Below are 10,634 nucleotides of genomic sequence, written 5' to 3' on the forward strand. Positions count from 1 at the left end.
ACGATGGCAGACCTCAGGGTTGAGCCGCTCATGTCCCAGCCTTCCTGGCGGCTGTTCGAGGCCGCCGCGGAGGTGGAGACCCCCGCGCTTGTCTACGATCTGCCGGGGATAGCCGCCACGGTCCGGCGCATGCAGCAGGACATTTCCACGGTGGAGGGCGCCAGGCTGAATATCGCGCTGAAGGCCTGTCACACGCCGGAGATCCTGGCCTACCTGGCGCGGATGGACGTGGGCGCCGACGTCGCCAGCGTCGGCGAGCTGGACCTGGCCGAAGAGGCCGGGTTCCAGGAGATCTCCGCGACCGGCCCCGCTTTCTCTCCATCCCACTTCGCCCGCTTCGCACGAAGCGGCATCGTCGTCGACCTGGACTCCCGAGGACAGATCGACCTCTACGGGCAGCACTTTCCCGGCACCGACGTGGGCCTCAGGGTCAGGGTTCCGCTCCCTGCCCGCCTGGAGTCGGATGCGACCTTCGGCGGCAACAGCAGGTTCGGCGTCACGATCACCGATCCCGAACTGCACGCCGTCCTGGAACGGCACCGGCTGCGCGTCACCAGGATTCACCTGCACACCGGGCAGATGACCCCCGAGTCGCTCCTCTACAAGGTCACCTACACCCTGATCATCGCGGCGCAGTTCCCCGACGTGCACACCATCGATCTGGGCGGCGGCTTCTTCCACCTGTACGCGCACCGCGGCCGGGCCATCACCGCGTTCCGGCGGATGCGGGAGCTCGTCGACGAGTGGCAGGAGCAGCATGGGCGGCAGATCTCCTTCAGGTTCGAGCCGGGAGGGGCGGTGCTGGCCGTCTACGGCTACCTGTTCACCGAGGTGCGTTCGGTCGAGGAGCACCATCCCCACTACGGCACCAGGGTGGTCACGGTGGACTCCTCGGCCTGGAACCTTGCGCCGTGGCACAGACCCGAGGTGCTGTCAGCCGACCCGGCCGCCGACTCCGCGCAGCGGGAGCCGGGCCTGATCGCGGGCAACACCCTCTACGAGAACGACTTCTTCGGCACCGACATCAAGGGGCGCGTCCAGCGGTTCGACTTCCCCAAGTGCCAGGTGGGCGACCGTCTGGTCATCACCGCGTCGGGCGCCTACACGATGACCAACTCGCGCCGCTTCAACCGGATCCCGCCACCGGCGGAGTACGGATTCGACGGCGTCGCCCTCACCCGGCTCACCACGGCGGCGTTCGCGTGAACGGCGTGCTCGTCGTCAATCCCCAGCTGGTCAGGACCGGCGAGGAGACCTTCTGGGACGTCGCGGAGGGCAGGGAGATCCGGCTGGGCCGCGCGTTGACCGCACTGGTCCGCCAGTTCGCCGTGCCGAGCACCGTTGACGCGGCCATCTCCAGCCTCGGAGCCGGGGACGCCGCGACCACGGTCAGCTCCGCCGTCGAGGAGCTGCTGGCCAGGCGGGTGCTGGTCCGTCACGAACCGCGGGCGGCCGTCGCCGGGCGGGCGGGCGGACTGTTCCGCAGCCCGGTGCTGACCATGGCCGAGGCTCTCGGCGGTGACGTGGCCGACGCGGTGGTGCTGGGCATGCCGTACGACGTGGCCGTGACGTACCGGCCGGGGACGCGCTTCGGCCCGGAGTACCTGCGCCGGGTCAGCGGCTCGCTGTTCCAGTACCGGGTCGTGGAGGGCGTCCCGAGCGGCATGCACGATCCCGTCCGCGGCCGGAGAGTCCTGTCCGGTGTACGGCTGGCGGACATCGGGGACGTCACCGGGACGGTGTTCAGCCGCAACGGAGCCGGATTCGACGCGGTGGAACAGGTCATGGCGCGCCTGGCCGCCGCGGGGAGGTTCCCGGTGCTGCTGGGCGGCGACCACTCGATCACGCTGCCCGCCGTACGCGGGATGCTCGCCGCCCATCCCCGCCTCGGCGTGCTGCACGTCGACGCGCACGCCGACTACGCGGTGGCGCGGACCGACGACTGGCGGGAGGACTGCCATCACGGCAACTTCATGAGCTGGATCGTGGGCGACGACCGGGTGGAGAGGATCGCCCAGTTCGGCATCAGGCAGCTCACCGAACAGGAGCCCTACACGCCCGACAAGGTGATCCGCTGGCCGGGGACGACGGCGAGCGGAGCCGTGTCCACGGTGCTCGACGGGCTGCCCGATGATCTGCCGTACTACCTCACCGTCGACGTCGACGGGCTGGATCCCACGACGATGCCCGCCACCGGCACCCCGCTCCCCGGCGGGTTCAGCGGCCCCCAGCTCATCTCCTTGCTGGAGGCCGTGTGCGCCGAACGCCGCGTCGTCGGGATGGATCTGGTCGAACTCCTTCCCGACGAGGCCGATCGTTCCGGTCTGGTCGCCGCGGAGATCATCCTTCGTGTCCTGGACGCGACGCTGGGACGAGGGCGCCGATGAGCGACGGCTTGCAGCTGGAGATCGAGACGCTGGCCGAGCTGACCCGGCTGTGCCGGTCCTCCTCCGACGACGAGCGCCGGTTCAGGCCGATCGCCGACCGCCTGGCAGCCGTGAGCGCGCTGACGCGAACCGCCCCGCTGGCCGCCGAGCGCGAGCTGGAGCAGATCGCGGTACGGCTCCGCCGTACCCTGCTGGCCAGGGCGCACGAACACGCGGACCCGCACTTCCGCTCGCCCGTGCACGGACCGGCCAAGGCTCTCCCTTCCGGCGACACGATCAGCTACATCTACGAGCGCAGCGCCAACCCCACCGGCCTGGAACGGCGCGTCGCCACGGCGGCGCCCGCCCCGCGAGGCTGGCGCGCCGACCACGTGGCGTTCAGCAGTGGCATGGCCGCCATCTCCGCCGTTCTGCAGTGCTATCGCAGCATGGTCAGGGCCACGGAGCAAGATCCGCTGCGTGTGGGCGTATGGGGCGGTTACTTCGAGACGGACATGGTGCTCGAACTGCTGAGATCGGGGTCGTTCACGTGGGAGGCGATCCCCGACCTGCTGTCGGCGGTCGGCCGCGGAGGGTTCGACATGCTGTTCGTCGAGCCGGTCCGCTACACCTGGGACCTGACCGCTCTCGACCTGGGGGCCTTTGCCCGGGCCTGGCGGGGAAGGAGCCACCGCAGGACCCGGGCGCTGGTCTTCGACACGACGCTCGCGTCCTTCACCTGGCCGGGTGGGCGGGTGCTCGAGGCCCTGCGGGACGGGTCCCCCCTGCTGGTGATCGAGGTGCGTTCGGGCCTGAAGCTGGACCAACAGGGACTCGAGCTGGCGAACCTCGGCATCGTCTCGATCTACAGCTGCCACGAGGACGAGGGCACTCCCACAGCCGAGCAGTTCGGACAGTACCTACGGATGATCAGGTCCATCACCGGCACGGCCCTGTCGATGGACGCCATCGCCGCGCTGGACGCGCCGTTCCTGGCAGATCCGGTGTGGCTTGCCCGTCACGCAGGTCAGGTCTTCATCAACAACCGGGATCTGGCGGGAGCGCTGGCGCACGAGACGGGCCTGTTCAGCAAGATCGCTCATCCGAGCCTGACGGTCGTGGAGGGCCCGCTGCGACACGCGCCGTTCGTGGTGTGCCAGCTGGCCGAGGACACCATCGACAACCACGGCTTCCTCCTGGCCGTCGTCCGGGAGGAAGCCCGCCGCCAGGGCATCTGCCTGGACTGGGGGTCCAGCTTCGGCTTCCGGTCCCACCGGTGGGAGACCATCATCCCGCGGGTGCGAGACCGCCGCGGCCTGTTCAAGATCGCGATGGGGGCGCGGACCGGCCCGTCCTTCCACGCCGCCATCGAGCTGTTCCGGCGGCTGGCGCGGTATCCGGACTTCGCCACGCTGCGGCGCGACTATCCCGGGCTGGCCCCGTTGGATCTCATGGCGATGGCCCAGCCGGAGCCGTCAGCCTCTGGCGTAGACCGTCCACCGGTGGGCGACGACGAAACCGGCCTGCTCGTACAGGCGCAGAGCCCCGGAGGCGTCGCCTGAGTCCACGCTGAGCGAGGCCCGCTCGTAGCCCAGGTCACGGTAGGCGGCCAGCGCGTGGGCGAGCAGCGCGCCGGCGACTCCCCGGCCCCGGGCGGCCCGGATGGTGCCCAGCGTATGGATCCACGCCTCCTTGACCCCGGTGACCTCGGTGTCGGCCGGATAGTAGTGGGCGAGGAGCAGCCCGAGCACCCTCGCACCGCCGGCTTCGGTCATCAGGAAGGACAGCTCCGGCCGGAAGGCGGAGCTGGCAACCATGCTGTGCCACTCCCTCTCCGATACGGGAGCCCTGCCCCAGTGACCGGAGAAGGCGTCGTTGCAGGCGGCACGCACGGCCTCGGAGGGACGAGCGTCGAAGCCGACGACCGCCATTCCCTCGGGGACGGGAACGGCTCTGATGTCCTGGTCCAGGGTTCGCTCCAGGTCGAGCAGCCAGCGAACCGGGTCGAAGCCCGTGGCGGCCATGAGAGCCGCCTGGCCTTCGTTGCGCTCGCTGGCGTGGACGCGGAGCTCCAGCGACCGGCCGGGGAAGTCGCGACGCCCGACCACCGCCGCCTGTTCGGCGAACCAGTCGATGAGCTGCCTGCCGAGCCCCTGCCTGCGGTGCCGGGGAGCCACCGCGCCCTCCATCGTCGCGACGAGCACCGCGGCTCCCTGCGGCCGGAAGCGGATGATTCCGTATCCGGCGAGCTCGGCTCCGTCGAAGGCGCCGACGCTGGCCGTGGCGAGATCGACTCGTGGATCGGCGAGCTGGTCGTGCAGATCCGCCAGGTCGTAGTTCTCGCCCTTCTTGTCGACGGCCTCCACCTGGCTGAGGAGGTCCGCCCACGCGGGCACGTCGGACAGTCTCAGCGGCCGCCAGAGAAGATCCACTCTGGCAGCATAACGGCCTGTTCGCCCGCCGCAACCCGCCTGGTGCGGACAAGCGGAACCCCCGCCCGGGACGAGTCCGGACGGGGGCCTCCGCTCAGGTGAGATCAGGCGGTGAACCCGATCTCAGTCCAGTTCTTGAACTTGTAGCCGAAGGAGCCGAAGTTGGCCAGCGTCTTCTTGCACGCCTCGATCTGCGGGCGCTGGTACAGCGGGATGGTGTGCACCATGTCCCAGATCAGCTTGTCGGCCTCGTTGGCCTTCTGAACGGCCTTCTCGGGGTCCATCTCCGTGACGGCCGCCTCGATCGCCGCGTCGAGCGCCGGGTCGCTACCCTTGGGGAAGTTGCTCTCCGAGCCCGTCTTGTAGATCTGCTGGAGGCCGCTCAGCGGCAGCGGGGTCCCGATCCAGGAGAAGGGCACCAGGTCGAAGTCACCGTCGATGATGTAGTCGGTGAAGAACTTGTCGTCCGGCACCGCGCTGATGTTGATCTTGATGCCGACTTCCTTCAGCATCGCCTGGACGAGCTCGCCCTCGGTCTTGGCGTACGGCACGCCCGCGGGGACGACGAACTTGAGCGCGAACTCCTTGCCGTCCTTCTTGCGGTACTCGCCCTCCTGCTTCCAGCCCGCGGCGTCGAGCAGCTGCTTGGCCTTCTCGGGGTTGTACTTGCCCAGGTCACCGGAGTTGTCCTGGTAGCCCTTGTGGTTGGCCATGTAGACGTGGTTGTTCAGCGTGGCGATCGGCCAGTCCATGTCCTTCAGGTCGGACTGGGCGATGACCTCACGGTTGATCGCGTAGGCGACCGCGTGCCGGACGGACTTGTCCTTGAGGAACTCGGACTGGTTGTTGACGGTGATGTGCCGCCAGTTGGGGGCGAACGCCTTGCGGATGTCGGCGTTCGGGACCTCCTTGGCCCGCTTGAGGTCGGCGGGGCTGCCCGGCGGGATCTCGACGGCGTCGAGCTCGCCGTTGGCGAAGGCGTTGACCTGAGCCGCCGGCGTCTCGATGGTGCGGAAGATGATCCTTTCCAGCTTCGGCTTCTTGCCCCACCAGTTCTCATCGCGCACGACGGTGAGTGTCTTGGTGGCCTCGTCGATCTTCTCGACCTTGAACGGGCCCGCCGTCACGGGGATCTTCTGCAGGTAGTCCTTCTCGTACGCCTCGGGCGTCGAGATGTGCTTGGCCGGCATGAGGTGCGGCGACCGGGAGAACTGCCCCATCCATTCCGGGTCCGGCTTGGAGTAGGTGATGATGACGTCCTGGTCGGTGTCACCCTTCTTCACCGACTCCATCTTGTCCCAGCCGCCGGTCGAGGCGGGCTTGAACTTCTTGTTCTGGCCGTTGTTGGCCTTCCAGGCCGCCTCGAAGTCCTTCCAGGTGATCGGCGTGCCGTCCGACCACTTCGCCTTCGGGTTGATCTTGTAGGTGACGACCTGCTTGCCCGACGACATGTCGCTCTTGGCATCCAGCAGGTAGTCGGGGTTCGGCGTGAAGTTCGCCTTCTCGTCGGACACCATCATGATCGGCATGACGGTGTCGAGCATGTCGGCCGTGTCGCGCTGGTTGCCGTCGATGTGCATGCCGTTCCACTGCGACGGCCACTGGCCGACGGCCAGCGTCAGCGTGCCGCCGTCCTTCACCTGCTCGTAGGGCACGGGATTGATCGAGATGCTCGGCATCTCGGCCGCGAGCTGCTCATTCTTCTTCGACTGCTCAGCGTTCGGCTGGCCGCCGGTGCTACCGCCGCCACCACCGCAAGCGGTGACAGCCAGGGCGAGAACGGCGACTGCCGCCGCAGCCCGGAAACGAACCTTCACTTCTCCTCCAGATCGTCCGAGGCCGGGATGACCTCGATCTCCTCCGCGTAGTGGCAGGCGGCGCCATGGTCGACGGCGTTCGCCAGCTTGATGACTACGGGCTCTTCCTCCACACACCGCCGCCGCTCGTGCTCGCTGAGCCGGGCGAACTTCGGGCAGCGGGTGCGGAACCGGCAGCCCGATGGCGGGTCGGCCGGGCTGGGCAGGTCGCCTTCGAGGATGATCCGCTTGCGGGTCCGCTCCATCTCGGGGTCGGGCAGCGGGATCGCCGACAGCAGCGCCTGCGTGTAGGGGTGTGCCGGCCTGTCGTAGACGTTCTCGACCGTGCCGATCTCGGCGATGCGGCCGAGGTACATGACCGCGACGCGGTCGGCCAGATGCCGGACCACGGCCAGGTCGTGCGCCACGAACAGGTAGGACAGGCCGAGCCTGTTCTTCAGCTCCTCCAGGAGGTTGATCACACCGGCCTGGATGGAGACGTCGAGGGCGGAGACGGGCTCGTCGAGGACGAGCACCTTGGGTTCGAGCGCGAGGGCCCGGGCGATGCCGATGCGCTGGCGCTGGCCGCCGGAGAAGTGCTGCGGGTAGCGCTCGGCGTGCTCGGCCGCGAGGCCGACGAGCTCCAGCAGCTCCACCACCTTGGCGGAAACGTTCTTCTGCCCGTGGGCGCGCAGCGGCTCGGCGACGATGTCGCCGACCGGCATGCGCGGGTCGAGGGCGGCCATCGGGTCCTGGAAGACGATCTGCAGGTCGCGGCGCAGCGCCTTGCGCGAGGCCTTGTCGAGCTTGGCGCTGTCCTTGCCGAGCACGACGATGCGGCCGTCCTGCGGCGGCTCCAGCTGCATGATCTGCTGCAGGGTGGTGGTCTTGCCGCAGCCCGACTCGCCCACCAACGCCAGCGTCTCGCCCTCGACGATGTCGAAGCTGATGCCGTCGACCGCGTGCACGGTGCCGACGCGCCGCTTGAACACCGCGCCCTTCATCAGCGGGTAGTGGCGGACGAGGTTGTCCAGCTCCAGCACCTTGGCCCGCTGCTCGCGCGGCACCCGCTGGATGTCGCTGGGCGGGATCACCGGCACGGGGTAGACGTCGGTGCTGGAGAGGTTCTTGTGCTCGATCTCGCGCGAGCGGATGCACGCCACGTGGCGGCCGTCGCCGATGGTGACCAGCGGCGGCTCCTCCTGCTCGCAGGCGTCGATGCGCATGGGACATCGTGGCGCGAAGGGGCAGCCCGGCGGCAGGTTCTTGGGCGAGGGCGGCGCCCCCTCGATCGGCACCAGCGGGCCCTCGGCGCCGTCGACGCGCGGGATCGAGGCGAGCAGGCCCATCGTGTACGGCATGCGCGGCCGGTAGTAGATGTCGTCGACGCGGCCTTCCTCGACCGGGCGGCCCGCGTACATCACCAGCACGCGGTCGGCCATGCCGGCGATGACGCCCAGATCGTGCGTGATCATGACGATGCCCGCGCCGGTCTCCCGCTGCGCGGTCTTGAGCACGTCCAGGATCTGGGCCTGGATCGTCACGTCCAGCGCCGTGGTGGGCTCGTCGCAGATCAGCAGGTCGGGGTCGTTGGCGATGGCCATGGCGATCATGGCGCGCTGGCGCATGCCGCCGGAGAACTCATGCGGGAAGGCCTTGGCCCGCACGGTCGGGTGCGGGATGCCGACGAGGTCGAGCAGCTCGATCGCCCGCTTGAACGCCTTGTCCTTGCCGACCTTCTGGTGGATGCGCACCGCCTCGGCCAGCTGGTCGCCGATGGTGTAGACGGGCGTGAAGGCCGACAGCGGGTCCTGGAAGATCATGCTGATGGCCTTGCCGCGGACCCTGACCAGCTCGTCCTCGTCCATGCCGAGCAGCTCGCGCCCGTGGAGCCTGACCGAGCCGCTGATGACGGCGTTCTTGGGCAGCAGCCCCATGACGGCCAGCGAGGTGACCGACTTGCCGGAGCCGGACTCGCCGACGATGCCGAGCACCTCTCCGCGCGAGACCTGGTAGCTCACGCCGCGGACGGCCTGGATGCCGCCGGGGAAGGTGACCGTCAAGTCGTTGACCTCGAGGATGGGGCTCATCTGACCTCCTCGCCTAGCGGCTCGTCGGCCGCGTGAGCCCATGGGCTGCTGTGCTTATTGGTTCGCTCGACAAGCTCGCTCACGTGTTGCTCCCGGGGTCGAGCGCGTCGCGCAGTCCGTCGCCGATGAGGTTGATGCTCAGCACGAGGGCCACCAGCATCCCGGAGGGGAAGACGAACAGCCAGGGGTAGCCGGTGGCGTTGCGGGCGCCCTCGGCGATGAGGGTGCCGAGCGACACGTCCGGCGGCTGGATGCCGAAGCCGAAGAAGGACAGGGCGGCCTCGCCGATGACCGCGCCGCTGACGTTCAGCGTGGCGTCGATGATCAGCAGGGACGACAGGTTGGGGACGACGTGCCGGAAGATGATCTTCCATTGCGGGATGCCCATGTAGCGGGCGGCCTGCACGTACTCCCGCTCGCGCAGCGACAGCGTCATGCTGCGCACCACCCGGGAGGTGATCATCCAGGCGAAGACGGCCAGCAGCACCACGAACCACAGCCACGAGGCGTTCTTCAGCCGGGGCGAGACGATCGCGATGATGAGGAAGCTCGGCAGCACGAGCAGCAGGTCGACGCCCCACATCAGCACCCTGTCGACCCAGCCGCCGAAGTACCCGGCGAAGGCGCCGACGATCGCCGCGAGCGTGGTCGCGATGAGCGCCGTCAGCAGGCCGATGATGATCGACTTCTGCATGCCGCGCAGCGTGATCGCGTACATGTCCTGGCCGATCGTGGTCGTACCCCACCAGTGGTCGGCCGACGGCGGCGACAGGAACGCCATGAAGTCCTTGTCGGTCCACTCGTACTGGCCGAAGAAGGGGCCGACGTAGGCCAGGAGGACCAGGAGCAGCAGCGCGATGGACCCGTACCGCGCCTGCCTGTTACGGACGAGTCGCGCGAGGACGACCTTGGACCGCATCTAGCTCACCCGCACCCGAGGATCGAGGGCCGCCACCAGCAGGTCGGACATGAAGGCGGCCAGCAGAATGCACGCGGCGGTGAACAGGCTCACCGCGGCGACGGAGTTGACGTCGTTCTGGTTGATGGCGTCGACCAGCCAGGCGCCCATGCCGTGCCAGGCGAAGATCTTCTCGGTGAAGATCGCGCCGACGAAGACCGTGCCGAGGGCGAAGGCGAAGTAGGTCGCCGACGGGATCAGCGCGGTGCGCAGCGCGTGCTTGAACAGCGCGGTCCTGCGCCGCAGGCCCTTGGCCATCGCCGTGCGCACGAAGTCCTGGCCCAGCACGTCGAGCATCATGTTGCGCTGGATGCGGCTGTAGAAGGCGATGGACCCCACGCTGAGCGAGATCGTCGGCAGGATCAGGTGGTTGAGCCTGTTGAGGAACTGGTCCCAGCCCGACAGGCGGGGGTTGTACTCGCCGGTGTACTCGATCAGCGTGAACCCGAGCCCTCTGTTGAGGTTGTAGGTCGCGATGGCCAGCAGCGTGGCCAGCACGAACACCGGGACGGCCATCACGACGAAGGAGCTGACCCCGATTATTCGGTCCTGGATCTTGTACTGCTTGACCGCCGAGTAGGCCCCCAGGATCACGCCGATGGCGAAGCCCAGGATGGTGCCGATGAGCAGCAGGCGGAGGCTCACGCCGATCCGGCGGCCCATTTCGTCGTTGACCGAGGCGCCGTTCCAGGTCTTGCCGAAGTCGCCGGTCACGACGCCGGACGCCCAGGTGACGTAACGCTCGAAGACCGGCGTCTTGTCGTTGAGGTTGTAGGCGTCGAGCGTCGCGTCGATGACCGCTTCCGGGACGGGAGGTTGGCGGCCCTCATAGGAGGCACGAGGATTCATGGTCGTGGCGGCGAGCATGTAGGCCAGGCTTGCCGCGATCGCAACCAAGACGGCGTTCATCGCCAACCTGCGCAGCAGGTACTTGCCCATCACCCTCCGATCGCACTGGACGGGGGATCGGTTGACCCCCTTGACGAAGGCCA

The 10,634-nt window shown here is 68.5% G+C and carries 8 protein-coding genes; 3 read left to right on the forward strand and 5 right to left on the reverse strand.

What is annotated here, in order from left to right; translation table 11 throughout:
• Nucleotides 1–3: 3 nt before the first annotated feature.
• Genes BSB02_RS21015 through BSB02_RS21025 form a run of 3 tightly spaced genes read left to right on the forward strand, consistent with a single transcriptional unit; the run spans nt 4 to nt 3,928 of the window.
• Entirely contained in the window at nt 4–1,206 is a 1,203-nt protein-coding gene (locus tag BSB02_RS21015) for a diaminopimelate decarboxylase family protein (protein WP_084960933.1), read from the forward strand.
• A 5-nt stretch (nt 1,207–1,211) separates the two neighbouring features.
• Complete coding sequence (locus BSB02_RS21020; RefSeq protein ID WP_084960935.1) at nt 1,212–2,387, forward strand: arginase family protein; 1,176 nt, start codon at nt 1,212–1,214, stop codon at nt 2,385–2,387.
• Entirely contained in the window at nt 2,384–3,928 is a 1,545-nt protein-coding gene (locus BSB02_RS21025) for a PLP-dependent aminotransferase family protein (protein WP_084960937.1), read from the forward strand. The genes BSB02_RS21020 and BSB02_RS21025 overlap by 4 nt, the downstream gene beginning before the upstream one ends.
• Here BSB02_RS21025 and BSB02_RS21030 read toward each other — a convergent pair.
• From BSB02_RS21030 to BSB02_RS21050, 5 genes are all read right to left on the reverse strand, one after another.
• Nucleotides 3,842–4,798 (reverse strand): GNAT family N-acetyltransferase, encoded by a 957-nt coding sequence (locus tag BSB02_RS21030; protein WP_143590958.1) that lies wholly within the window; start codon nt 4,796–4,798, stop codon nt 3,842–3,844. The two genes, BSB02_RS21025 and BSB02_RS21030, sit on opposite strands and share 87 nt — an antisense overlap.
• Before the next feature lie 104 nt (nt 4,799–4,902).
• Nucleotides 4,903–6,477, reverse strand: a complete 1,575-nt coding sequence (locus tag BSB02_RS21035; protein WP_240506551.1) for an ABC transporter family substrate-binding protein — start codon at nt 6,475–6,477, stop codon at nt 4,903–4,905.
• A 134-nt stretch (nt 6,478–6,611) separates the two neighbouring features.
• Entirely contained in the window at nt 6,612–8,684 is a 2,073-nt protein-coding gene (locus BSB02_RS21040; RefSeq protein ID WP_158088693.1) for an ABC transporter ATP-binding protein, read from the reverse strand.
• A 79-nt stretch (nt 8,685–8,763) separates the two neighbouring features.
• Nucleotides 8,764–9,603 carry an ABC transporter permease gene (locus BSB02_RS21045; RefSeq protein ID WP_084960946.1) on the reverse strand — a complete coding sequence of 280 codons (840 nt, stop codon included), beginning with the start codon at nt 9,601–9,603 and terminating at the stop codon, nt 8,764–8,766.
• Nucleotides 9,604–10,581: an ABC transporter permease gene (locus tag BSB02_RS21050; protein ID WP_084961160.1), complete on the reverse strand. Its 978-nt coding sequence runs from the start codon at nt 10,579–10,581 to the stop codon at nt 9,604–9,606. It lies immediately after the preceding gene.
• Nucleotides 10,582–10,634 lie beyond the last annotated feature (53 nt).

The organism is Thermoactinospora rubra (assembly GCF_002093975.1).
Taxonomy (GTDB): domain Bacteria; phylum Actinomycetota; class Actinomycetes; order Streptosporangiales; family Streptosporangiaceae; genus Nonomuraea; species Nonomuraea rubra_A.